Below are 24,606 nucleotides of genomic sequence, written 5' to 3'. Positions count from 1 at the left end.
GCAAGAAACTACTCGCGATGATAAGGATGGTTGTTATTTAAGCTCCAGCCTCTGTAGAGGCTTTCAGCAACAATAATGCGTACTAGAGGGTGTGGGAGCGTTAAATTTGATAACGACCATTTTTGCTCAGAGGCAGCAATACACTCTGGGGCTAAGCCTTCAGGTCCGCCAATTAATAAACTGACATCGCGACCATCTAGTTGCCACTTTTCCATGTTTTTCGCTAGTTGATGAGTATCCAGTGCTTTACCGGTTACTTCTAGTGTGACAATACGATTGCCTTTAGGTATGGCGGCTAAGGTTTTTTCACCTTCAATGTGCAAAATACGCTTTATATCGGCATTTTTTCCACGTTTACCAGCAGGGATCTCAATGAGTTCCAATGCCATATCTTTGGGAAAGCGGCGTTGATACTCTGCAAAACCTGTCTCTACCCATGCTGGCATTTTTGTACCAACAGCAATCATTTGTATTTTCACGACGTTACTTCCAAGCGTTGTCTAAAATAGGGAGCAATTAGCCCCAAAGCTTTTCTAGATCGTAATAGCTACGTGCTTGATCTTGCATAACGTGAACAATCACATCACCTAAATCAACGAGTGCCCATTCACCATCGCTTTGGCCTTCATACCCTAATGGCTCTTCACCAGCGTGGCGAGCTTCTTTTGCTAAGTTATCAGCAATTGACAATACATGACGTCTTGATGTGCCTGAACATACAATCATGTAATCGGTTACGTCTGAGCTGCCAGTTACGTCAAGTTGAATCACATCACGTGCTTTCATATCGTCAATTTTGTCTAGTGCAAAAGCGAGTAGTTGTTTCGAATCCAAGGTTTTGTCTCAATTTAAAATTTAATAGCGGTTATTTTAACACGCTGAGGGGTTTATACCAATCACTCTTGATAAAGCTGGTGCTGCTTAATATAGTGACTCACGGCGTCGGGTAATAGTTCACTCTTTTTAGTACTTTTTTTAAGGGCTTGACGGATCTCGCTGGATGCGGCATCCAGCTGTTCCCCCTCTAAAAAGTAAAGGTGTCCGGCATTTGTTTTTTGCAGCAAGGCAATATCAGTGGTAACAGCGTTATGTTGATAGCATTTAAGTTCACCCTGTGTATCACAAATTTGGCCAGGGCGTTGATACACCACCAGATGACAAAGGCGAGTTATTGTTTGCCATTGATACCATTTATCGAAATTGTTGAATGAGTCCATGCCAATTAAAAATAAAATAGGGGTATCGGGGTTTTCTGCTCTTAGCTCTTGCAAACTTAATAAAGAATACGACGGGCCGCTGCGTTGCAGTTCTCGTAAATCAAGTTTGAACGGCGCATAAGGTGTAATTGCGGCTTTAAGCATTGCTATACGATGCTCGGTGCTGATCCCCGGTGCCGCTTTGTGTGCGGGTATTGCACAGGGCATAAAATAGAGTGAGTGTAATTTAAAGGTCGCAACGCATTGCTGCGCCATATTAAGGTGTCCCAAATGAACGGGATCAAAAGTACCACCAAAAATTGCAATCATGTATTTCCCTTTACTGACGGTTACTATGGCAGGGAAGTGGAATATCGAGCGGTTGGCAGAACTTAATGCAAATATGCGCCAATGCTTGGTAAGGGGCAATCAATGCGCCTTGCTTGTAACTTGCATCAAACAATGCCAGTTCACTGCTAATATTCTCTAGGGTATGAATGTTTAGCCTGTTAATGGCTGTTTGTACTGGCGCTTGTTGATTTTTCCAAATCGTTTTTTGTTTAAATAAGGTTGCTAATGACTCACCTTGCAATAATCCCTGCTGCACACTCAATAATGTATTAAGGTCTTTATTGATGGCCCATAAGATACTCACAACCTCAGTGTTATCACTGGCAAGTTTGTTAAGTACTTTTATAGCCTGAGCGGTGTGGCCGTTTAAAAGCGCATCACTTAAATCAAAAATATCAAACTTAGCTTGGTTTAGTAGTCCTTGCATCACCAGTTGTTGCGTTATCAGAGCGTCACCGTGTATTAATGCTAGTTTTTCAAGCTCTTGGTAACACGCAAGTAAGTTGCCTTCAGTGGCATTAATTAAACTGAGTTTGGCCTCGTTTTGAATATTTAGTGACAAACGTTGGCACTGCTCATCAAGCCAACGCTTTAAGTGATTTCCGCTAAGTGGGTAACAGGGTACAAATAACCCATGCTTATCAAGTGCTTTAAACCACGCGCCGCGCTGAACATCTTGACTGGCCTTAGCGCCTTTTACGATTAAGATCGTATCAGGGTTTTCAAGCTCTACTATTTTTTTAAAGGTGTTTGCGCCGGGTGTCCCCGGTTTTTGCTGGTTTAAATCAAGCTCAATAATAGTGCGCGCGCTAAACAACGACATACTTTGGTATTGCGCGATTATTTCTTGCCAATCAAAGCCCTGAGCTAAAGTGAATTTAATTACTTCATCAAATCCTTGTGCCTTTGCCGTGTCGCGAATGAGCTGTACACATTGCGCTTCTTGAAAAGGCTCTTCGCCAAAAACCAAATAAAAAGGTTTTAAGCCTTTTTTTAATTCACTCGATAGCTGATTTGCATAACAACGCATTATAGCTGCGACAACTCTCTAACAATACGACGACTCGCTTGTTGGCGAATTTCGCTAATTAGCAGCTCAAGCTCTTTTGCTTTTGCTAGTGCGTTATCTGGATCGTCTTGGTAGTTACGGTATAACTCAAAGCGTTTTTCGATGGCTTTTTGTTTCGGGCGTTTTACTACATAACTTACGCTGTATGCCAGTTCGTACTCAGCTACTTGTCCATTTTGGAACAACGATAAGGTTTGACGCTCTAGTTGTTCTTTAAATAAATAAAGCTGCGCTGATTGTTTACTTGCAGGCACTAAAGTGACATCGCTCATAGCCAGTTCGCTTTGCAAATAGCTAAATAAAGCAGATTTTTGATCATCCCCCACCAGAGTTAGCTGTTTTAAATCATCGGGTAGGCTTGATGCTTTTTTAAGATGAAAGCCACAGCTCGATAACAAAAAACAGACTAGCACTAAGGCTAGTCCGTTTTTAATGGCGTTTAAAGCAGCCATATTAGTTAGCTACCACGTTAAGTAATTTACCTGGTACATAAATGACTTTGCGTATCGTTGCACCATCAGTAAATTTAGTCACGTTAGACTCTGCAAATGCCAAAGCTTCTACTTGCTCTTGCGTAGCATCAGCAGCCACTGTTAGTTTTGCACGCAGCTTACCGTTTACTTGTACGATGATTAGTTTTTCATCTTCAACAAGAGCAGATTCGTCAACTTTTGGCCATGCCGCATCTAAAATATCACCTTCTTTACCTAGGTCTTGCCATAATTGATGCGATAAATGCGGTGTAATAGGTGCCAGCATAATTATTAATGCTTCCAGTGCCTCGTTAGCAATGGCAACATCTTGTGTGTCACTTAATGGCGCTTTTAATAGCTTGTTAGAAAGCTCCATAATTGCGGCAATAGCGGTGTTAAAGGTTTGACGACGTTCTACATCATCGCTCACTTTTGCGATTGCTTTGTGTAGCTCACGACGTAGTACTTTTTGCGGGTTAGTAAGCGCCGATTTATCAAGTGCTTGGTAACCTACTGTTTTAACATCTACCGCATATTTCCACACACGTTTTAAGAAACGATGTGCGCCTTCAACCCCTGAATCTGACCATTCAAGTGTTTGCTCTGGTGGTGCTGTAAACATCATAAATAAACGCACTGTATCTGCACCGTATTGGGCAATAACTTCTTGTGGGTCTATACCGTTGTTTTTCGACTTAGACATTTTGCTCATGCCAGATGAGAACACCGGTTCACCATCTTTTTTATGCCATGCTTTAGTTACGCGACCTTTGTCGTCGGTTTCGGTGTTTACATCACTTGGCGAAATCCAAATGTCGCCACCTTTTTCATCTTTACGATAAAATGTTTCAGCAAGTACCATACCTTGACAAAGTAAGCGGTCGAATGGTTCATCTGAATTAACTAAACCAAAGTCACGTAATAATTTGTGGAAAAAGCGCGAATATAATAAGTGCAATATAGCGTGCTCAATACCACCAATGTATTGGTTTACTGGTAACCAGTAGTTAGCTGCTGCAGGGTCTAACATGCCTTCGTCATGGCGTGGGCTACAGTAGCGAGCGTAATACCACGATGATTCCATAAAGGTGTCAAAAGTATCTGTTTCGTGAGTAGCGGGTACACCGTTTACAGTTGTTTTAGCCCAATTTGGATCGGCTTTAATTGGCGATGTAACACCATTCATTACCACATCTTCTGGTAAACGCACAGGGAGCATATCTTCAGTGGCAGCAAGCTCGTTCCCGTTTTCATCGCTCAGCATTGGGATTGGAGAGCCCCAGTAACGTTGGCGGCTTACGCCCCAATCGCGAAGACGGAAGTTTACTTTACGCTCACCTACACCTAATGCTTCTAATTTGTCGGCAACAGCGTTAAAGGCGTTTTCAAAATCAAGGCCATCAAATTCACCTGAGTTAACCAGTACGCCTTTTTCGGTGAATGCTTCTTTGCTTAGGTTTACTTCAAGCTCTGAACCTTCAGCAGGGGCAATAACTTGTTTAATATCGAGGCCATAAGCGGTGGCAAATTCAAAGTCACGTTGGTCGTGCGCTGGTACTGCCATTACCGCGCCTGAGCCGTAATGCATCAATACAAAGTTTGCAACCCAAATAGGCACTTGCTCGCCCGTTAATGGATGCGTGGCGTAAAAGCCCGTTGCAATGCCTTTTTTCTCCATGGTTGCCATATCCGCTTCGGCAACTTTAGTGTTTTTACACTCTTCAACAAACATCGCAATCGCGTCGTTGTTTTTAGCCGCTTCTTGCGCGATTGGGTGGCCACCGGCAACGGCAAGGTATGTCACGCCCATAAACGTATCTGGACGAGTGGTGTATACACTAAACTTTTCGTTATTGTCGGTACGCGTAAACTCGATATCTAACCCTTCAGAGCGACCAATCCAGTTGCGCTGCATAGTTTTAACTTGCTCAGGCCAATCTTCTAGTTTGTCTAAGTCGTCTAATAGCTCTTGAGCATAGTCGGTAATTTTAATAAACCACTGTGGAATTTCTTTTTGTTCTACTACTGCGCCTGAACGCCAACCACGACCATCAATTACTTGTTCGTTAGCTAATACTGTTTGATCCACAGGATCCCAGTTAACCGTTGACATTTTTTTGTACACTAGGCCTTTTTCGTAAAGCTTAGTGAAGAACCATTGTTCCCATTTATAATATTCTGGGTGGCACGTCGCAATTTCGCGATCCCAGTCGTAGCCAAACCCTAATTGCTTAAGCTGGTTACGCATGTAGTCAATATTTTCGTAAGTCCATTTTGCAGGGGCTGTTTTATTTTTAATAGCCGCGTTTTCTGCAGGTAAACCAAACGCATCCCAACCCATAGGTTGCATTACGTTTTTGCCTTGCAAGCGCTGAAAGCGAGAAACCACGTCACCAATGGTGTAGTTACGCACATGACCCATATGCAGTCGACCACTTGGGTAAGGAAACATTGAGAGGCAGTAGTACTTTTCTTTGCTCTCGTCTTCTGTGACTTTAAATACTTGGTTTTCTTCCCAGTAGCGTTGGACTTTTGACTCTATGTCTTGTGGGTTATATTGCTCTTGCATTTACGTTTCCAAACTTCTTGCATACTAATAAAAAATTGTCGATAGGATACCCCAAATAAAGCGTTATTCACAGCGCCAAAGCGGCGCTTTTTACAAATTTGCCGCTAAATTAGTTTTCAGTGCAGGTTAACCTATACTTATCTATGTTAGGAGTCAGTTTTAACTTAGCGTTTGTTAATCTTTTTAGTTGAGTTTACACGCAAGTATTTGAGGTTTAGGCTAGGGTCTGTTGATCTTTGTGGATTACAATTTGTTCAAACTAGGGGCGATTTAATCGCGACGCGAGGTTTGTAACCTAGTGGGCTAAGTAAAAACCGAGCAACAAAGAGTAAATCACCCCTAGGCAGAACCCTTCGGGCAGCGCCTGTTTGGCATTGATGCTGCGTTATCGCCTATTTATGGGGAATAACCACACCACATAGGCTCTGCCTTGCCTAAATACCAAACAGGCTGCTGCAAATTTAACCTTAAAAGGTCAACAGACCCTAAACAAAGCCTGTATGGTGTTGTTTTTATCAACAGCTAATAGCGCCGTATTAATATCAGTCCCCTCACAATTTTGAAGGAGTAAAAAATGGCAGATTACAGAGCATGGCTAAGCGATTTAACCGATTGGTTAAAAGATGTAAAAGAGCATGAAGTTAAAGCAGCAGTAAAGCGATTTATTGAATCCGAGCAGGCACTTAAAGATTTAGGTGAAGAAAAATATTATCTTTATCGTAATTACCTAATGCGTGACATTTCTCATCTACAAGAAAATAACAACTACTATAATTCGCTTGCATGGCAGGAGCTTAAAGAGTCATTGTGGTTTGAGCTTTCTCATATTGAAGACAAAACACAACTTGAATGGCAGTCATTAAGTGAAGATTTTAAGCATAATGGTGTTTATCACGCAGGTGAATGGATAGCCATGGGCACATTAGTATGTAAGAATTGCAACCATAGTTACGATGTTTATCATGCAACGCAAATTATTCCGTGTACACAGTGTGATGGCATCTATTTTAGCCGCCAGGCTTTACAACCTTAAATATGAATATTGAGTGGCTTATATAGCCACTCAATACGTCCAAAACCTAGCGAATATGCTGGTAAAAAAAGAAGTTAGAATGACGAAAAAATTGCTGCCACTACCCGTATCAAATCTTGCACCGAGTATTTCATCGAGCCATGTAAACACTTGCATGAGTAATCCATACCCTGAGCAACTTACCTTTATAGGCCAACAACGTGCGCAAAGTGCATTGGACTTTTCTTTAGGAATGGACCTACCCGGTTATAATGTTTATGTAATGGGAGAGGCGGCACACGGGCGTTTTACCTTAGTAAAAGACAAATTAAAAGAACATGCTAAAGAGCGCACTACACCGCATGAATGGTTATATGTTAATAACTACGACGATCACCGTGAGCCTATTGCGTTATTTATGCATGCAGGGCAAAGCAAGCAATTAGCCGATGATATTGACTCATTTATTGATGAAGTGCTCGACACTTTTCCTGCTGCATTTGATAACCCAGCCTATCAGCGTAAGAAAAAATCGATAGACCGTGAATTTAACGATGCTTACGACGGCGCAATTACCGCAGTAGAAATAGCAGCACTTGAACAAAGTGTGGCACTAATTGAAGAAAAAGGCGTAGTCGGCTTTGCACCGCTGATTGATGGTAAACAACTTACCGATAATGAGTTTTCTGATCTTGAAGATGACTTACGCGAGATGTTTTTTGAGCGTATAGAAAAATTAGAAGATGCCCTCATTGAGGCGCTTATTGAGTTACCGCGCTGGAAACGCGAGTCGAAAGAAAAGCTCCGCAACCTTAAAAAGTCTACTGCTGAGCAAGCCACTAAACCGTTATTAAAAGATTTAGAACATAAATATGCCAGCCATATTGGTGTACTGCGTTATTTAAAAGATATACGTGTAGAAATTATTGATGCCGTCCTTGAATGGCTTGATGATGAAGGTGAAAGCGAAGAAAACAAAGAAGACTTTGATCGTAAAGGCATGCTTACCGACTTTTTTGCGCCTAATATTTTGGTCGAATATAAAGAAGGCGATGCGGCACCGGTTGTTTACGAGCCGAACCCCACTTTTGGTAATATTTTTGGCAAAATTGAATACGCAACATCGCAAGGGTCGTTAATTACCAGCTATCGATCAATTCAACCAGGTGCATTGCACCGCGCGAATGGCGGCTATTTAATTATGGATGCTGAAAAAGTAATGGCTCAACCCCAAGTGTGGGATGGGCTAAAGTTGTCGCTAAAAACGCATCAAATAAAAAATGACTTACCTTATCAAGACAGTGTCGTTGGCAGTAGCTTTACGCTTCGCCCGCAGTTAATACCGCTTGATGTGAAAATTATTTTACTCGGCTCACGTGAACTCTATTACACCATCGGTGAATACGACGAAGAATTTGCCGAGTTATTTAGAGTACTTGCCGATTTTGATTATTACTTACCAAGCAGCGATAAGCTGCAGTATCAGTTTATTACTAAAGTCAGTGATTACTGCGAGCAAACATTAAAGTGCACGTTAAACGAATCAGCAATGGTGCGATTGCTTAAGTTTAGTTACCGCCAAGCTGAGCACCATAATAAACTCTCAGCCCGTTTTGCTGATGTACTAGAGCTTGTGGCTGAGGCCAGTTTTTACGCTAAGCAAGACAAACTGACGGTGATTGATGCTCGCCATATTGACGAAGCGATTGAAGGCAAACAATACCGTACGGGGCAAATTAGTGAAAATATGCTCAGCGATATAAAAGAAGGGCATACCTTAATTGCAACCGACGGGCAAGCCGTAGGTAAAGTAAATGGTTTAACAGTACTGCACATTGGTGATACTTCGTTTGGTACACCTGCACGCATTACCGCCACTGTTTATGCGGGTGCTGATGGCGTTATTGATGTGGAGCGCGAAGCAGAGCTGGGTAAAGCAATTCACTCAAAAGGGGTGATGTTGCTTACCGGTTATTTAGGTAACAAATACGCGCAGCACTTTAGCTTAACACTCAGTGCGAATATTGCCATTGAACAAAGCTATGGCTACATAGATGGTGATAGCGCCTCATTAGCTGAACTTTGTGCGCTAATATCGGCGATCACCAGTTTACCAATAAGCCAATCTATTGCACTAACCGGCTCTATTAATCAGCATGGTGATGTGCAAGCAATCGGTGGCGTAAATGAAAAAATAGAAGGCTTCTTTAAACTATGTAAAATGCGTGGCTTAACGGGTGAGCAAGGCGTTATTATTCCAAAATCAAACCAAGTTAACTTAGTACTTGATGATGAAATACTGAATGCGGTTGAACTGGGTAAATTTAATATTTTCGCCGTTGAAACAGTTGACCAAGCGCTAAACTTACTAATGGACATTGACGCGGGTGACATGATTGATGAGCAGTACCCAGAAGATTCAGTGAATGGCATCGCATTAGCGCGATTAAAAGACATTGCTGATATTGTTAATGGCGATAACAGCGACGACAAAGACGACTCAGAAGATGAAAAAGGGGAGTTATGATCAATATTATTTTACTGATTGTTATCGCTATTTTTTGCGTTTTGATTTTTAAAAACAGTAAAAAAGCCAAGCAGCAAGCAATCGCTAACGCGCAAATTGAAAGTGATTATTTAATTGCCAATGCAAAGGTAGAAGGCGTTCAAGAAACCGCATCTGGCTTGCAATATAAAATAATCCATAAAGGACAGAGCGAAAATACACCTATCCCAACGAGTATGGTGAAAGTGCATTATCATGGCACTTTAATTGATGGCACTGTATTTGACAGCTCAGTGGAGCGTAAAACGCCGATTAGCTTTGGCTTGCACCAAGTTATAAAAGGCTGGACTGAGGGTCTGCAACTGATGAGCCCAGGCGATAAATTTCAGTTTTATATACCGCATCAGCTCGCCTATGGTGAAAAGCGAGTAGGGAGTATTCCTCCTGCATCATTGCTTATTTTTGAAGTGGAATTACTGGCTATTGAGTCGTAATTTTAAAGAAAAAAAACACTTTAAGCCTTACTTTAATCAAGTAGGGCTTTTTATTTGCTCTCATTAGCCAATCCTACTCAAGAATTTAAAATATCAGTCGATACCTAAAATAGTGACAAATTCATTTTAGGGATAAAATAATGAAGATTTCAACCGCCTCAATCCAATATCAAGCATCTAATTACAACAACCAGCCTTTAATAGAATCAGAACAGCAACGCATTGATGATAAATCAGAGGAAGAACCTGACTATGTTTTATCAGAGTTTTTAGATGCTAAGGTTCAAAAATACAGCGAAGATAACGCAACATTTGCTGAGCAATATCAAAATTTAGAAAAGGCATATAAATATTTCACCCAGCAAGTGGTTGCATTGCAAGAACAAGTAAATAAGCTTAAGCAGAGTACGGTACAACGCAGTTTAACCATTGATAATAGCCAATATGGGCCAGCTCAAGAGGGCTATCAGTTGGCTATGGATGCTGAGCATATGGGAGCTAAAAAGTATAAAACCGAGCAACAACAAGAAGAGATAAATAGATTGAAGCTGCAACTTAGTGAGGTAAAGTCACAGCAGGCAGCAATAAAACAACAAATTATTGAGCTAGTAATCAACGAAATGAAAAGGCGAGGCGACGACTTTACTATTTAACCAAAGTCTAACTGTATTAGTTCAGGTTATTTAACCTTGTAATGTACGCAGAAAAGTTAGTTTTTAAACTCAATTTTTTCAACCTCAAGCCTAAATTCTCCCGCCTGTTTACCTGCAATCATAAACCCAAGCTGCCTTACATCTTTAAAGTTAATTGTAGGTTGTTGTTCAAGTAAGCGGCCGCGATAAGTAAGCTGAAAATCCTCAGGTAAAAACTCAATATTAAGCCACTCGCTCTTTGTGGTACTAAACGAGCGGGTATAAGCCGCACCATCCATGTACTCATTGGTTCTTAAACGTAATTGATAGGTTTGACCATCGCCCTTAACACGTAGCATAATTTTAGTGATGTCTTGGCTTTGTACATCCAATAGCGTTCGAATAGAAGCAAACCCGCCATTGTTTGCAAGCGATACATTGCCTGTAAACACTAAATTGTCGTTTTCATACAAAACCTGACTATTAGAAATGCCACCCATCACCGAATCATTCACTACATACCAGCGAGCATTGGCGTTTGCCTCGGTTGTGGCAAACAGTAAGTTAAAAACGAAAAGTGATGAGAGTTGTTTGGTTGTCATAAGCTCTTCCTCGTAGCTTTTATATTTAATACGATACGATAGATTAATTGTTCACTCTTTTAAGAATTAATCTACACCTAGCGGCTATTTTCAATGTGAACTCTCGTTATCCATTTTATTCGCTTGAGCAAAAATTAAAAAGCGCGTAATTTAATCGCGTTACCTATTTTAATAACAAGTATAATAATGAAAGCACAAGAATTAGAACAATTAGCGTTATCTAAAGCCGAAACTCGAGAAGTGATCACGCCATATGCCTTTGAGGTTGATAATGCTTTACTTGGCTTGCCTTTGGCTTCGCCGACTCGGCGCGCATTAGCTATGATTATTGATGTTGCATTAATATTCATAGCTGCAAAGCTCAGTGCGACTATTATTGCATTCGTTGCTGCGATGGCTTTTTACAAAGGAACGGCGCAGCAATACCTTCCTAAAATGTCGAGTGTGTGGCGAAGAATATTAAAAATAGTAGCAGCAAGTATTTTATTTGTAAGCGCTCTTGCTGTGCTTTCAATTGGCATAGATTACTTAGAAGGCGATGACCCTGTTCAAGGCTTAACTGTTAAAGGCTTAAAAATACAGGATGACATTCAGCTTACCTCCACAGAAAAAAAGCAGGTAAATGCCTACTTAGTGCAAACAGCCGACGAAAGCTGTGAGCAACTTTGCCAACAAAATGCGCTTGATAATTTGATAGGGCAAGTACCCAAATTAGCCGAAATGGACGACTTACAAAACCCACAACTTGCAAAAGCATTTTTACAATTATTAGTGTTTGGTGAAAATAATGAATTAAAGCTTGCGCAGTTAATAGAAGATAAGCCCGCACAAACAACCACGCACAGTATTTTGCAGTGGGGTAAAGGTATTATTCAAGATTTAGGTTTGGGTTTTGGCTGGGCGACTGTGTACTTCACACTGTTTTCTTTATTATGGCGCGGTCAAACCCCTGGTAAAAAGCTCTGTAACACCCGAGTGGTTGCATTAAGTGGTGAACCGCTGGGTTTACTTGATTGTTTTGGCCGCTACGGTGGTTACGGCGCAGGTTTTGCCACCGGCTTGTTAGGCTTTTTACAAGTGTACTGGGACCCAAACAGACAAGCTATTCAAGATAAAATATCAGCCACGGTGGTTATTAAAGGGAGTATTAACCAAGTTGTAAATGTGCAAACGGTAGAAGAGACTGTTAAAAGTTAATTTTGCTCTTATTACAAGGATGGTTATGAAAGCTTTATTAATTGTATTTATTAATCTGTATTTTATTATGGTTTCGTATGCGTCAGAAAATATTGTGTTCGCAAAAACGCATCAGCTTACGTCTGTTATTTTAGGTGAGCAACGCAGCTTTAGCGTTTATTTACCGCCAAGCTATAATGAAAACCCTAATAAAGTATATCCAGTTATTTACTTGCTCGATGGTGACCAAACACATCTAAAAGCCGTAGCTGGGCTAGTAGAGACACTTAGTACGGACCGGCTAGAGCAGCAAATACAGCAAGCAATTATAGTAGCCATTCCTAATAGTAAAAATGCGATAAGAGAGCGTGACTTTACCCCAACCAATGTTGATTGGACATTTAACGGTAAACTCCTAGAAAGATTTGAAAATATCGGCAACGCCTTAAACTACAGCGCCTTTTTTGAAAAAGAACTTATTCCACTCATTAATAAAAATTACCGGACATCAACTAAACGCGTATTAATTGGCGAGTCTTTCGGTGGCTTATTTGCCAGCTATGTATTGCTTACCAACCATGCGCTATTTACTGATTACTTAATTATTGATGCAACCTATCTGTGGGATAATAACTACCTCAATCGTTATTTTAATGATAACCAATTTATAAATAAGCAGCTTAACGGCAATGTGTATTTTACCTTTGCAAATAATGTCGAAGCGTTTGGCGAAATTGGTAAAACAAATTACCAATGGGGTTTAGCGTTTGCTAAAAAGTTAAAAGCGCACCCGAGCGATAATTTAGTTATAAATCAACGTTATTTTGAAGATGAAACCCATGGCACAGTCGCCGCACTTAGTTGGTATTATGGGATTAAAGAATTATTAAGTAACTAGAAACCTAGTTTTATAAGAATAAAAATATTTAGATTATTTTTAAGGAAAGGCTATGAACGATGACAGCTATGATTGGGTTTTAGCTCCTCATATGATTGAAACATCATATCTATATTTGAAGGCATCAGAGCTTATGTGGAGTCATTCAATTAGTATTTCGATAGCTAATGCAGCATTAGCTTTGGAGATATTACTTAAAAGCTTTAACTGCAAAGTAGTAAGCAATGATGGATTAATAAACGAAAAATATCAATTTAACGCTAAGGTTCTTAATAAAAAAGAAAATGCACATGATTTGGTGTATCTATTTAATGCGTTACCAACTTCAATTAAGCATAAATTTTCAAGCGACCTTTCATTGATACTGATTGAAAGATATCGACATACCTTTATTGAAAGTCGCTATATTTATGAGAAAAATGCAATTACTGGGGGAACAACTGCATTAATGGACATGACAAGTCGTCTTTTAAAGAAAACAATCTCAATTTATCTTGAAAGAGGGTGTACTGATCAATGGATAAAAAATTACCCTGATGTTTAAATCTTACTAAATTATTGGGGTTGTATTTATATACTGATAGCTGACAACCGACAGCTATCAACTCCATTCACTTGCTAAACCTAACCCCAAATCCAATCATACCCAACAACACCATTACTCCCCACACAACCATATTGCCGTATTGGCTATACACGCTATCCCCTTGTATGAGCTTTATATTGGCTTTGAGAGTAGTAGCTTCAAACTGTGGCATAGTTTGGCGTGTTTGGCTTATGGGGTCATATACACCGCTTATGCCGTTGTTGGTAACACGTACCAATGGGCGCTGTAGTTCAAGGGCGCGCATGCGGGCAATTTGCATATGCTGGTGGGGGCCGATTGAATCACCAAACCAGGCATCGTTGCTTACGGTAAATAGTAAATCAGAGTCGCTTTTGTAGTTACCCCGCACTAAATCGGCAAAGACTATTTCATAGCAAATAGCGGGCAGTAGATTAAAGCCATTCGCGCGTAAGTTATTTTGCACTCTATCACCGCGAGAGAACGACGACATAGGCAAATCAAATAACGGCGCTATGGGGCGGAGTATGTCTTCAAAAGGAACAAATTCTCCAATAGGCAATAACTGATGCTTTTGATAGCGGTTACTATCTAAGTAACGATAGTGGCCGTGTTCATCATTTTGCTCTTTGTTACCGACCACAATAAGTGTATTAAAAATGGTTCTTGTATCGCGTTGGTAATCGACAATACCCGTTACTAGCGCGGTTTTATTAAATGAGGCGGCACTGTCTAAGCCTGCTAAATATGAATCAGCGAGGGCTTCTATTTCAGGGACTGCGGCTTCAGGCCACACAATTAAATCAGCATCCCACTGACGGCGCGTCATATCCTGATACTTACTCATGGTGGTCCAAAACTCACTGGGGTCAAAGCGCAAGTGTTGTTTTATATTACCTTGTACAAGCAGCACAGAAAGGTCTTTATTGGAGTAATGGGGTGCCTTTGTAAAATGTGCACCTACGAAAGCTAAAACAACCACAGCAGCGGTAATAGCAGGCACTTTATATTGTTTTTGGGTTAAGCTGTACAATGCAAAACCAATGGCAATACATAATAGCGTGAGTCCAAATTCACCAATAAAAGGAGCAAGGGCATTCAGTGGACTGTCGGTTTGTGTATAACCAAAGCTTAACCAAGGAAAACCGGTTAACAGCTTGGCTCGCAAATACTCACTAATCGCAAAACAAGGGAGTAGTAGCGCTGCAAAACTTATAGAGCCGTTTGAAAAACGAGTGGTTGCCCACAGCGCCAACGCAGGAAATAATGCAAGGTAGCTGCACAGTAATACCATTAACGAAATGGAAGCGATAAGTGGCATACCACCAAAGGTGGCAATAGATACATGCACCCAGCTAATGCCTGCACCAAACCAGCCTAGACCAAATATAAAGCCATATTTAGCCGCCGTTTTAGCGTGGTTTTTTCCGGTGAGGTTTGCAGGGATACAATAAAAAAATGCGGCCAAGCTAAAAAATACAATTGGCCAAATACCAAAAGGCGCGTAGCTAAAAGTCAAAACAAGGCCCGCAACCAGTGCGAGCCATGCTTTTTTATCTTTTGCTAGTAGGGTGAGGCTAGTTAGCAGTTTCTTCACTGTCGTTATCATCAGCCTTAGGAATGGTGACTTGCAGTTGTAATATACGACGGTTATCAGAATTAGTTACTTTAAACTGAAATCCGTCTATATCAATGGTTTCGCCACGACTCGGCATATGGCCAAAGGCATGTAATACGGTACCACCAATAGTATCGGCGTCTTGCGAACTATAGCCTGATTTAAAATGCTCGTTAAAGTCATCTACAGGGGTTAGTGCTTGCACAACGTAAACATGTTTAGCTAGTTGACGAATATCTTGTTGTTCTTCTTCTTCATCGTGCTCATCTTCGATTTCGCCAACAATGATCTCAAGAATATCTTCAATGGTGACCAAACCAGATACGCCGCCGTACTCATCAATCACAATCGCCATATGGTAGCGTTGCAGACGAAACTCGTTAAGCAGAGTATCAACCCGTTTACTTTCAGGCACCACCATAGCTGGACGTAAATAGTCACGTAGCGATGGTAAATGCTCATCTTTGTTTAAAATGAGAGGTAATAAGTCTTTTGCGAGTAAAATCCCTTCTACATGGTCTTTATCTTCACACACAACCGGAAAACGAGAGTGGGTAGAGTCAACCATCATAGGTATATGCTCTTCAAGCGGGCTATCAATTTCCAAAGTGACCATTTGTGAGCGCGGTATCATAATATCTCGCACTTTAAGCTCAGACACACCAAGCACACCTTCAATCATTTCTTTGGTTTCAGGATCGATTACATCCCGCTCTTGGGCATCGGCAATCACCTCAACCAGCTCTTCTCTATTCTGGGGTTCCCCTTGCAACATGTGGGTTATACGGCCCAGCCAAGTCCTGCCAGAAGAACCCTGGCTAGATTGCGAGTTATCGTCGCTCATTACGTCTAATTGCTCCGTTTATTTAAATATCGTCCCGGTATGGGTCTGCTATGTTTAGTTCAGCAAGTAATTGCTTTTCTATACTTTCCATCTCTAACGCATCTTCACTCTTTATATGGTCAAATCCAAGTAAATGCAAGCATCCATGAATAACCATATGGGCAAAGTGGTCATGAAATGACTTTTCTTGCTCTTGCGCCTCAGCCAAAACGATGGCTGGACAAATAATTAAGTCACCCACAAGTGGGATATCAATACCCGGTGGCGCTTCAAATTCAAACGATAATACGTTGGTAGGCTTATTTTTACCGCGGTAGTCATTATTGAGCTGTTGCGACTGTTCTTCATCGCTAATAACAATAGTCAGCTCAGACTCATCGCGGTATTGGCTAAGCACTTTATCGGCCCACATGGCAAACTGCTCGAGGCTAGGTAAGTTGTCAAACTCACACGCTATTTGTAAATCAAGTTCTGTTTTCACGGTGTTACTCTTTAGTCGCAGGTTGCTCTTGAGCGGCGAGCGCTTCTTTGGCTTGTTGTTTCTCTAATCGCTTAAGGCGTTCACGCTCATCGTTGCGCTCATACGCTTCTACAATGCGTGCAACTACAGGGTGGCGAACTACATCGTGCGATTTGAAAAAATTAAAGCTAATTTCATCAACGCCATCTAATACTTCAATAGCATGGCGAAGACCTGAGCGCGCACCCCGAGGTAAATCAACTTGGGTTATATCGCCGGTGATCACTGCTTTAGAATTAAAACCAATACGGGTTAAGAACATTTTCATTTGCTCTGTGGTGGTATTTTGGCTTTCATCTAAAATAATAAACGCATCATTGAGTGTGCGCCCACGCATGTAAGCCAATGGCGCAATTTCAATGATGTTTTTTTCAATTAGTTTTTCAACACGCTCAAAGCCAAGCATTTCAAATAAGGCATCGTAAAGTGGACGTAAGTAAGGGTCTATTTTTTGGCTTAAGTCACCTGGTAAAAAGCCGAGTTTTTCACCCGCTTCAACCGCAGGGCGAGTGAGCAATATACGGCGTATTTCTTGGCGCTCTAGTGCATCAACTGCCGCTGCAACAGCAAGATAGGTTTTACCTGTACCTGCAGGGCCAATACCAAAGGTAATGTCGTGGTGCAAAATGTTAGCAACATACAAGCCTTGGTTATCGTTTCGCGGTTTAATAACGCCACGACGGGTTTTAATCATCATTTCTTTGCCATAGGCGCTACTAGAGGTGTCTTGCTCAAGCGCTTTAGACTCAGTGATGGCTAAATGTACGTTGTCAGGCTCAATTTCGCCAATTTCCCCACGTACAGGTTGAGTATCAATATAAAGGTTTTTTAAGATCTCTACCGCGCCGGCGCTACTGTGTAGTTTACCGGTTACTTTAAAAAAGTTATCACGATGAATAATTTCAACACCTAGACGGCGTTCAATTTGTTTGATGTTTTCGTCAAACGGGCCACATAATGAAGAAAGGCGTTTGTTGTCGGCAGGTTCTAAATAAATCTCTAATGTTTTTAACTGATTACTCAAAATTACTTCCTATTACAGTGCGCCAGCGTTAACTGGCGCAATGAATTTTTGCAACTAAGGTACGAAAGTAGCGACGCCAATTTCGTTAGCTGTCTCGGTTTTTTGCTCACTCGCTGCTTTAGTTAAAATAGCAGAAGGCGCAATTTCGCGGCGTAAGTTCATTTCTGATTCTGTACGAATTAAATCGCCACGTAAAGAGTTTGGTAGTGCCTCGGTAATACGTACATCAACAAACTGACCGATCACTGTGTGTGGGCCAACAAAGTTAACTACACGGTTGTTTTCAGTTCGGCCACGTAGTTCCATCGGGTTCTTCTTAGAAGGACCTTCAACTAAAATACGTTGCTCAGTATCAAACATTTGGCGGCTAATTTGCTGTGCCATTTGCGTAATACGATTTTGCAATAAGTACAGGCGTTCTTTTTTCTCTTGCTCGGTTACGTCATCTGGCAAATCGGCTGCTGGTGTACCTGGGCGTGCGCTGTAAATAAAGCTAAAGCTCATATCAAAACCAATATCGTTGATAAGGTTCATGGTAGCTTCAAAATCGGCCTTGCTTTCACCTGGGAAACCTATGATGAAATCTGACGACATGCTTAGGTTAGGGCGAATTTTACGTAGCTTACGAATTGTTGATTTGTACTCAAGAGCAGTATGGCCGCGTTTCATTAAGTTTAAAACACGGTCTGAACCACTTTGTACTGGAAGGTGTAAGTGATCAACCAGTTCAGGCACATCAGCGTACGCATCAATAATGTCTGGTGTAAACTCTACAGGGTGTGAGGTGGTGTAACGAATACGGTCAATCCCGTCAATTGCAGCCACTAAACGAATTAGATCTGAGAAATAGCAAATTTCACCATCGTGTGTATCACCACGGTATGCATTTACGTTTTGACCTAATAGGTTAACTTCACGTACGCCTTGCTCGGCTAACTGTGCAACTTCTAATAATACATCATCAACAGGGCGGCTTACTTCTTCACCACGGGTGTAAGGCACAACACAGAAAGTACAATATTTAGAACAACCTTCCATAATTGATACAAACGCAGAAGGACCTTCCGCTTTAGGCTCAGGTAAGCGGTCAAATTTTTCAATCTCAGGGAATGAAATATCAACTACAGATGAACCTTTATCGCCTTGTACTTGTTTAATCATCTCAGGTAAACGGTGCAAAGTTTGTGGACCAAAAATAACATCTACAAACGGAGCACGTTGGCGAATTGAATCACCTTCTTGTGATGCAACACAGCCGCCTACACCAATAATAAGGTCTGGTTTGTCATCTTTTAATAACTTCCAACGACCTAGTTGGTGAAATACTTTTTCTTGCGCTTTTTCACGAATTGAACAGGTGTTAAGTAAGATAACATCAGCATCAGCAGCTTCTTCAGTTAGCTGATAGCCGTTGGTAGCATCTAGAAGATCAGCCATTTTCTGAGAGTCGTATTCGTTCATCTGACAACCCCAGGTTTTAATATGCAGCTTTTTGCTCATTGAAATATAGCCTCGTGTTCAATTCGATAGTGGCACAAATATGTGCTAGAAACAGGTATAAGTGGCGGAATTATTAAAATTTCGCTCGACTTAAAGGACGCGTATTTTAGCTGGATACACGCTCAAAACCAAGTATAGATTTCATGTTTGTGATCTGAAATCAATATAGTATGGGTTTAATAATAGAATTAAGCGAAGCGCTCACACTGAGCAAACTAATTACGATATAATCTAAGCAGAGTTAAGTCAGAATTAAAATGATGAAAAACATGGCTAAAAATAATGTAATTGTAGTAGGGGGCGGCATGGTTGGTGCCGCTATGGCTATTAAATTAGCGCAACAAGGCAAAGCCGTACGTGTTATTGAAAAACACCCAATAGATGCACCACAGGTACTTAACAGTGATGACGTTGATATACGTGTTTCGGCTATTAATCGCTTTTCGGAAAAATTGCTTGATCAGCTCGGTGCGATGCCATTACTGCGAGCAAATAGATTGGCTCCCTATGAACAATTAGAGACCTTTGAACGAGGTAACGATCATTTATTATTTGATTGTCATGCTATTAATACCACCCATTTAGGTCATTTAATCGAAAATAAGCTAATTCAAGCCAGTTTATGGCAGCAATTTGTGCAACATAATATTGAAATGATTAATCCTTCATCGGCTTTAACGGCAATAGAGCAAAACCCTGACAGCATTAGCTTGCACTACAACGAACAAAGCTATACTGCTGATTTAGTCATTGCAGCGGATGGTGGCCAATCACAATTACGCAGCAAAGCCAATATTGGTATAACTGGTTGGCAATATCAGCAGCATTGTATGGGCGTGCTAATAAAGCTCGATGCACCGCAACAAGTTAAAACATGGCAGCAGTTTACACCTACAGGGCCTGTTGCGTTTTTACCTATGAAAGCACCTTATGCAAATTTAATTTGGTATGACGATGCAAATACCCTCAAAGCATTTAAAGCCCTACAACCTAGCGAATTAAAAGCCCATATTATTGAAAAGTTTCCAAAGCTTGCTGGTGATTTTGAAGTACAAAGCCATGCTATATTTCCTCTGGCAAGGCAGCATGCCAATAATTATTCACAAGGCAGACTCGTTTTAGTGGGTGATGCGGCGCACACCATTAATCCTCTGGCAGGACAGGGTGTTAATTTAGGCTTTCAAGATGTAGCTGCTTTAGCTGAAGTGTTACGTACAGCTGATGATGTAGGGTGCCCGCTAATGCTTAAAGAATACGAGCGTAGTCGTCGTAACGCTAATTTATTAATGATGAGTATGATGGATGCTTGCTACTTTGGTTTCTCAAATCAAATAGCCCCATTAAAATGGGCGCGCAGCACATTTTTAAAGTTAGCTAATAATACAGGGCCGGTAAAAAACTGGGTGCTGAAATACGCAATAAGCGGTGAGCTTAGTTAAAATACTTATAGTTATTAAAAGGCTCAAATTTGGGTCTTTTTTTATGCCCAAGAAAAAGTGGTGTAGATTATAAAGGTAGAAACAGAATTAAATATATAAGTTAGATAATTGGAGTTTAGGATAGATCGTGAAGTGTAATCAAAGACGTGTGCAAATTGGCTGGGATACCAGGATTTGAACCTGGGAATGCCAGGATCAAAACCTGGTGCCTTACCGCTTGGCGATATCCCAACTCTAAATTTGGATGAGTTTTAGTTCTAGTTAAGAACATGGTGCGGAAGGAGAGACTTGAACTCTCACATCCTAAGATACTGGAACCTAAATCCAGCGCGTCTACCAATTCCGCCACTCCCGCATACAGGCTTATATTTATACTCTTAACAGAGTTTTCTTATACAACGCTCTTTGGTAGAAGAAGTTGGCTGGGATACCAGGATTTGAACCTGGGAATGCCAGGATCAAAACCTGGTGCCTTACCGCTTGGCGATATCCCAACTAAGAAATTGCTGATAATTTTAATTCTTATCAAGAATGTGGTGCGGAAGGAGAGACTTGAACTCTCACATCCTAAGATACTGGAACCTAAATCCAGCGCGTCTACCAATTCCGCCACTCCCGCATACAGGCTTATATTTATACTCTTAACAGAGTTTTCTTATACAACGTTCTTTGGTAGAAGAAGTTGGCTGGGATACCAGGATTTGAACCTGGGAATGCCAGGATCAAAACCTGGTGCCTTACCGCTTGGCGATATCCCAACTAAGAAATTGCTGATAATTTTAATTCTTATCAAAGAATATGGTGCGGAAGGAGAGACTTGAACTCTCACATCCTAAGATACTGGAACCTAAATCCAGCGCGTCTACCAATTCCGCCACTCCCGCATTATAACTTTGAATTAATCAAAGAAATGGTAGTTATTTTAAACTCTTCATTGAGCTGCAATTTAACTCTTGCAGAGCCACTTCTAAAAAAGAAATGGTGGCTAAGACGGGATTTGAACCTGTGACCCCATCATTATGAGTGATGTGCTCTAACCAGCTGAGCTACTTAGCCATTGTTGGCTGGGATACCAGGATTTGAACCTGGGAATGCCAGGATCAAAACCTGGTGCCTTACCGCTTGGCGATATCCCAACAATAACAATTGATAGTTTTAATTCTTATCAAGAATATGGTGCGGAAGGAGAGACTTGAACTCTCACATCCTAAGATACTGGAACCTAAATCCAGCGCGTCTACCAATTCCGCCACTCCCGCATTATCACTTTGAATTAATCAAAGAAATGGTAGTTATTTTAAACTCTTCATTGAGCAACAAAAAATAAATGGTGGCTAAGACGGGATTTGAACCTGTGACCCCATCATTATGAGTGATGTGCTCTAACCAGCTGAGCTACTTAGCCATCTTTTTTGTTAACACTTCATCGCTGAGTGCGGGGCGTATTATGCTGATATGCCCCAAATTCGTCAACACCTTTTTTGCAAAAAAACACTTAAGTTGGTTTGTTTGCAGGAAAAATAGGCTAACCGGCTACTTTTTAATTAAAACGTTGCTTTTTTAACACTCTTTGTGAGCTTTGTATTGTAATTTTGGCTTTGCCTTACAATTCTAAGCCTATAGTAAGGGTAGACTAATTATTACTTTTATTCGGCTGAAAAATAAAAAGGCCCGTAAAAACGAGCCTTTAAAAAACAATGAGCCACTTAACGTGGTGCAATGTTTAATTATACGTTGAACAAGAAGTTCATTACATCGCCATCTTTAACAATGTACTCTTTCCCTTCTTGGCGCATTTTACCTGCTTCTTTTGCACCGCTTTCACCTTTAAATGCAATAAAGTCATCAAAAGCAATTGTTTGTGCGCGGATAAAGCCACGTTCAAAGTCGGTATGAATTTTACCCGCTGCTTGTGGCGCTGTTGCACCCACTGGGATAGTCCATGCACGTACTTCTTTTACACCCGCAGTAAAGTAAGTTTGCAAATGTAGTAGCTCATAGCCACCACGAATAACAAGGTTAAGTCCTGGCTCTTCAAGACCAAGGTCAGCCATAAACTCTAATTTGTCTTCTTCGTCAAGCTCAGATAGCTCAGATTCGATAGCTGCACACACAGGCACAACAACCGCATCTTCAGCAGCCGCTATTTCACGGACACGATCTAGCAATGGGTTATTTTCAAATCCGTCTTCAGCCACGTTAGCAATATACATAGTTGGCTTAATAGTTAAGAAGTTAATAGGCGCAATGGCTGCTTTTTCTTCTTTTGTTAGCGCTAAAGAACGTAAAGTTAAGCCTTCATCAAGATGCACTTTTACTTTTTCAAGTACCGCATTTTGCTCTTTAGCGTCTTTATCGCCACCTTTTGCTTTTTTTGCATTACGGAACATTGCTTTATCGGCACTGTCCATATCAGCAAGTACTAGCTCAGTGTTGATCACGTCAATATCGTCAGCAGGGTCGATAGTACCAGCAACGTGAATAACGTTTTCATCTTCAAAACAACGAACTACATGACCAATCGCATCTGTTTCACGGATATTTGCTAAAAACTGATTGCCTAGGCCTTCACCTTTCGATGCACCTTTAACTAAACCTGCAATATCCACAAATTCCATACTGGTTGTAAGAATACGTTGTGGGTTAACAATTTTAGCAAGCTCGTCTAGGCGAGGATCTGGCACCGGTACCACACCTGTATTAGGTTCAATGGTACAAAAAGGAAAGTTAGCGGCTTCAATACCCGCTTTAGTCAATGCATTGAAAAGTGTTGATTTACCAACATTAGGCAAGCCAACGATGCCACATTTAAAACCCATAGTAAGATACCTTGTTTAGATTCGTTTAATACGTGCGACCGTATACCCAAAAATTAGGGTTTAAACGAATGTAGTCTGTTTTGTGCTTTTAACACACCGTCTTTAGCAAGTATTTCCATACAACGAACTGCTTCATCAACTGCGGCATCCATTTTTTCTTGATCGTCCTTGGCTGCTTTACCAAGCACCCAACCGGTGACCATTTCGCGATGTCCTGGATGACCTACACCTATGCGTAGGCGCATAAAGTCTTTTTGATTTGCCATTTTTGCAATAATGTCTTTTAAGCCATTATGACCGCCATGTCCGCCGCCTTTTTTTAATTTAGCAACGCCCGGGTCTAAATCCAATTCATCATGGGCAACAAGTATGTCTTCCACGGGGATTTTAAAAAAATTGGCTAAACTACTCACCGCTTTGCCACTTAAGTTCATGTAAGTGGTGGGGATCAGTAATTTGAATTCTTTGCCTTGAATAATCACTTTGCCAGTAAGGCCGTGATATTTAGGGTCGTTTTTTAGCGTGCAGTTGTAGCGTGCAGCGAGTTCTTGAATGAACCAAGCACCTGCGTTGTGGCGTGTATTTGCGTATTCGGGGCCTGGATTAGCCAGGCCCACAAGCATTTGAATAGAATTCAAGGTGCGAGACCTTAAATATTATTCTGCAGCGTCTGAAGCGTCGTCTTCAGTTGGAGCTGCTTTGTTAGCTTTGATAGTAACGATAGACTGATCGTGGCCTTCGCCTTTACCAAGCTCAACAGATTGAACACCTTTAGGGAACGCAAGATCTGTAAGGTGGATTGAATCACCAGCAACAAGATCAGATACGTCTACTTCGATGAATTCTGGAAGTGACTTAGGAAGACAAGAAATCTCAACTTCAGTTAACTGGTGAACAACAGTTGCACCTAACTTAGTTACTTTCTCTTCACCGATGAAGTGTAAAGGAACCTTAGTTACTAGTTTATGAGTTGCGTCTACACGTTGGAAATCAAGGTGAGTAAGCTTAGGCTTGAAAGGGTGACGTTGGATATCTTTTAAGATTGCTTCAACTTTCTCGCCACCTACATTTAATGTAAGGATGTGAGTGTAAAAGCCTTCGTCTTCTTGTGCTTTGATCATATCTTTATGAGCAAAAGTAAGCGATACCGCTTCTTTATCAGCTCCATAAAGGATTGCCGGCACTTTGTCTTCGCGACGTAGGCGGCGGCTCGCACCAGTACCAGTTTCTACGCGAAGTTCAGCGTCATAAGTATAAGTTGTGTTAGACATGATGTCTCCAATAATTAAAAGTGTTAGG

23 protein-coding genes and 10 tRNA genes are annotated in these 24,606 nt (G+C 41.1%); 8 read left to right on the top strand and 25 right to left on the bottom strand.

The annotated features are described in order from the left end of the window. Nucleotides 1-8: 8 nt before the first annotated feature. The 6 genes from rlmH to leuS all read right to left on the bottom strand — a co-directional run bounded on the left by rlmH (nt 9) and on the right by leuS (nt 5,658). Nucleotides 9-479 carry a 23S rRNA (pseudouridine(1915)-N(3))-methyltransferase RlmH gene (gene rlmH / locus QL986_RS15080; RefSeq protein WP_002958522.1) on the bottom strand — a complete coding sequence of 157 codons (471 nt, stop codon included), beginning with the start codon at nt 477-479 and terminating at the stop codon, nt 9-11. A gap of 37 nt (nt 480-516) precedes the next feature. Beyond that, nucleotides 517-834: a ribosome silencing factor gene (gene rsfS, locus QL986_RS15075; RefSeq protein ID WP_013465348.1), complete on the bottom strand. Its 318-nt coding sequence runs from the start codon at nt 832-834 to the stop codon at nt 517-519. A gap of 62 nt (nt 835-896) precedes the next feature. Beyond that, on the bottom strand, nt 897-1,526 hold the full coding sequence (nadD, locus tag QL986_RS15070; protein ID WP_013465347.1) for a nicotinate-nucleotide adenylyltransferase: 630 nt from the start codon (nt 1,524-1,526) through the stop codon (nt 897-899). A gap of 10 nt (nt 1,527-1,536) precedes the next feature. Continuing rightward, complete coding sequence (gene holA / locus QL986_RS15065) at nt 1,537-2,577, bottom strand: DNA polymerase III subunit delta (protein ID WP_024601591.1); 1,041 nt, start codon at nt 2,575-2,577, stop codon at nt 1,537-1,539. After that, nucleotides 2,577-3,068, bottom strand: a complete 492-nt coding sequence (gene lptE, locus QL986_RS15060; protein ID WP_016898943.1) for an LPS assembly lipoprotein LptE — start codon at nt 3,066-3,068, stop codon at nt 2,577-2,579. The genes holA and lptE overlap by 1 nt, the downstream gene beginning before the upstream one ends. A gap of 1 nt (nt 3,069) precedes the next feature. Next, complete coding sequence (leuS, locus tag QL986_RS15055) at nt 3,070-5,658, bottom strand: leucine--tRNA ligase (RefSeq protein ID WP_024601592.1); 2,589 nt, start codon at nt 5,656-5,658, stop codon at nt 3,070-3,072. 574 nt (nt 5,659-6,232) lie between these two features. Here leuS and QL986_RS15045 point away from each other — a divergent pair. The 4 genes from QL986_RS15045 (at nt 6,233) to QL986_RS15030 (ending at nt 10,323) form a co-directional block, all read left to right on the top strand. Further along, a complete protein-coding gene (locus QL986_RS15045) occupies nt 6,233-6,691 on the top strand; it encodes a hypothetical protein (RefSeq protein WP_016898941.1) in 459 nt (152 codons plus the stop codon). A gap of 79 nt (nt 6,692-6,770) precedes the next feature. Continuing rightward, a complete protein-coding gene (locus tag QL986_RS15040) occupies nt 6,771-9,197 on the top strand; it encodes an AAA family ATPase (protein WP_024601593.1) in 2,427 nt (808 codons plus the stop codon). Next, nucleotides 9,194-9,670, top strand: coding sequence for an FKBP-type peptidyl-prolyl cis-trans isomerase (locus QL986_RS15035; protein ID WP_024601594.1), 477 nt, complete (start codon nt 9,194-9,196; stop codon nt 9,668-9,670). Before QL986_RS15040 ends, QL986_RS15035 begins: the two co-directional genes overlap by 4 nt. Before the next feature lie 140 nt (nt 9,671-9,810). Further along, complete coding sequence (locus tag QL986_RS15030) at nt 9,811-10,323, top strand: hypothetical protein (protein WP_024601595.1); 513 nt, start codon at nt 9,811-9,813, stop codon at nt 10,321-10,323. A gap of 56 nt (nt 10,324-10,379) precedes the next feature. On the opposite strand, the gene QL986_RS15025 is transcribed toward QL986_RS15030, so the two are convergent. Further along, a complete protein-coding gene (locus QL986_RS15025; protein ID WP_024601596.1) occupies nt 10,380-10,904 on the bottom strand; it encodes a CIA30 family protein in 525 nt (174 codons plus the stop codon). A 186-nt stretch (nt 10,905-11,090) separates the two neighbouring features. On the opposite strand from QL986_RS15025, the gene QL986_RS15020 reads away from it, so the two are divergent. Genes QL986_RS15020 through QL986_RS15010 form a run of 3 tightly spaced genes read left to right on the top strand, consistent with a single transcriptional unit; the run spans nt 11,091 to nt 13,522 of the window. Beyond that, nucleotides 11,091-12,101, top strand: a complete 1,011-nt coding sequence (locus tag QL986_RS15020; RefSeq protein WP_024601597.1) for an RDD family protein — start codon at nt 11,091-11,093, stop codon at nt 12,099-12,101. A 25-nt stretch (nt 12,102-12,126) separates the two neighbouring features. Next, nucleotides 12,127-12,978: an alpha/beta hydrolase-fold protein gene (locus QL986_RS15015; protein ID WP_024601598.1), complete on the top strand. Its 852-nt coding sequence runs from the start codon at nt 12,127-12,129 to the stop codon at nt 12,976-12,978. 52 nt (nt 12,979-13,030) lie between these two features. After that, nucleotides 13,031-13,522, top strand: coding sequence for a hypothetical protein (locus QL986_RS15010; RefSeq protein WP_024601599.1), 492 nt, complete (start codon nt 13,031-13,033; stop codon nt 13,520-13,522). A gap of 67 nt (nt 13,523-13,589) precedes the next feature. On the opposite strand, the gene lnt is transcribed toward QL986_RS15010, so the two are convergent. The 5 genes from lnt to miaB are packed head-to-tail and all read right to left on the bottom strand — an operon-like array spanning nt 13,590 to nt 19,049. After that, a complete protein-coding gene (lnt, locus tag QL986_RS15005) occupies nt 13,590-15,140 on the bottom strand; it encodes an apolipoprotein N-acyltransferase (RefSeq protein ID WP_024601600.1) in 1,551 nt (516 codons plus the stop codon). Then, nucleotides 15,121-16,005, bottom strand: a complete 885-nt coding sequence (gene corC / locus QL986_RS15000) for a CNNM family magnesium/cobalt transport protein CorC (RefSeq protein WP_290191681.1) — start codon at nt 16,003-16,005, stop codon at nt 15,121-15,123. Before corC ends, lnt begins: the two co-directional genes overlap by 20 nt. 22 nt (nt 16,006-16,027) lie before the next feature. Further along, nucleotides 16,028-16,486, bottom strand: coding sequence for an rRNA maturation RNase YbeY (gene ybeY / locus QL986_RS14995; RefSeq protein ID WP_010388332.1), 459 nt, complete (start codon nt 16,484-16,486; stop codon nt 16,028-16,030). A gap of 4 nt (nt 16,487-16,490) precedes the next feature. Continuing rightward, on the bottom strand, nt 16,491-17,549 hold the full coding sequence (locus QL986_RS14990) for a PhoH family protein (RefSeq protein ID WP_024601601.1): 1,059 nt from the start codon (nt 17,547-17,549) through the stop codon (nt 16,491-16,493). Nucleotides 17,550-17,603: 54 nt separating this feature from the next. Then, on the bottom strand, nt 17,604-19,049 hold the full coding sequence (gene miaB, locus QL986_RS14985; protein ID WP_010388336.1) for a tRNA (N6-isopentenyl adenosine(37)-C2)-methylthiotransferase MiaB: 1,446 nt from the start codon (nt 19,047-19,049) through the stop codon (nt 17,604-17,606). Nucleotides 19,050-19,306: 257 nt separating this feature from the next. On the opposite strand from miaB, the gene QL986_RS14980 reads away from it, so the two are divergent. After that, entirely contained in the window at nt 19,307-20,488 is a 1,182-nt protein-coding gene (locus QL986_RS14980; RefSeq protein ID WP_029750353.1) for an FAD-dependent oxidoreductase, read from the top strand. A gap of 156 nt (nt 20,489-20,644) precedes the next feature. Here the strand turns inward: QL986_RS14980 and QL986_RS14975 are convergent. The 13 genes from QL986_RS14975 to QL986_RS14915 form a co-directional block, all read right to left on the bottom strand. Further along, nucleotides 20,645-20,719: transfer RNA gene (locus tag QL986_RS14975), tRNA-Gln, on the bottom strand. Nucleotides 20,720-20,758: 39 nt separating this feature from the next. Further along, nucleotides 20,759-20,843, bottom strand: a tRNA-Leu gene (locus QL986_RS14970). Between the two features lie 64 nt (nt 20,844-20,907). After that, nucleotides 20,908-20,982, bottom strand: a tRNA-Gln gene (locus QL986_RS14965). 40 nt (nt 20,983-21,022) lie between these two features. Beyond that, nucleotides 21,023-21,107, bottom strand: a tRNA-Leu gene (locus QL986_RS14960). A gap of 64 nt (nt 21,108-21,171) precedes the next feature. Next, nucleotides 21,172-21,246 (bottom strand) — tRNA-Gln (locus tag QL986_RS14955). 41 nt (nt 21,247-21,287) lie between these two features. Beyond that, a tRNA-Leu gene (locus QL986_RS14950) sits at nt 21,288-21,372 on the bottom strand. A gap of 95 nt (nt 21,373-21,467) precedes the next feature. After that, nucleotides 21,468-21,544: transfer RNA gene (locus QL986_RS14945), tRNA-Met, on the bottom strand. Nucleotides 21,545-21,549: 5 nt separating this feature from the next. Further along, nucleotides 21,550-21,624 (bottom strand) — tRNA-Gln (locus QL986_RS14940). 38 nt (nt 21,625-21,662) lie between these two features. After that, nucleotides 21,663-21,747, bottom strand: a tRNA-Leu gene (locus QL986_RS14935). A 69-nt stretch (nt 21,748-21,816) separates the two neighbouring features. Beyond that, a tRNA-Met gene (locus QL986_RS14930) sits at nt 21,817-21,893 on the bottom strand. Nucleotides 21,894-22,215: 322 nt separating this feature from the next. Then, nucleotides 22,216-23,307, bottom strand: coding sequence for a redox-regulated ATPase YchF (gene ychF / locus QL986_RS14925; protein ID WP_008467970.1), 1,092 nt, complete (start codon nt 23,305-23,307; stop codon nt 22,216-22,218). A gap of 53 nt (nt 23,308-23,360) precedes the next feature. After that, nucleotides 23,361-23,945 carry an aminoacyl-tRNA hydrolase gene (pth, locus tag QL986_RS14920; RefSeq protein ID WP_016900436.1) on the bottom strand — a complete coding sequence of 195 codons (585 nt, stop codon included), beginning with the start codon at nt 23,943-23,945 and terminating at the stop codon, nt 23,361-23,363. Between the two features lie 18 nt (nt 23,946-23,963). Continuing rightward, nucleotides 23,964-24,578: a 50S ribosomal protein L25/general stress protein Ctc gene (locus QL986_RS14915; RefSeq protein ID WP_013465331.1), complete on the bottom strand. Its 615-nt coding sequence runs from the start codon at nt 24,576-24,578 to the stop codon at nt 23,964-23,966. Nucleotides 24,579-24,606 lie beyond the last annotated feature (28 nt).

The organism is Pseudoalteromonas sp. APC 3250 (genome assembly GCF_030407915.1).
Classification (GTDB): domain Bacteria; phylum Pseudomonadota; class Gammaproteobacteria; order Enterobacterales; family Alteromonadaceae; genus Pseudoalteromonas; species Pseudoalteromonas tetraodonis.
This window is presented reverse-complemented; position numbering and strand designations above follow the sequence as displayed.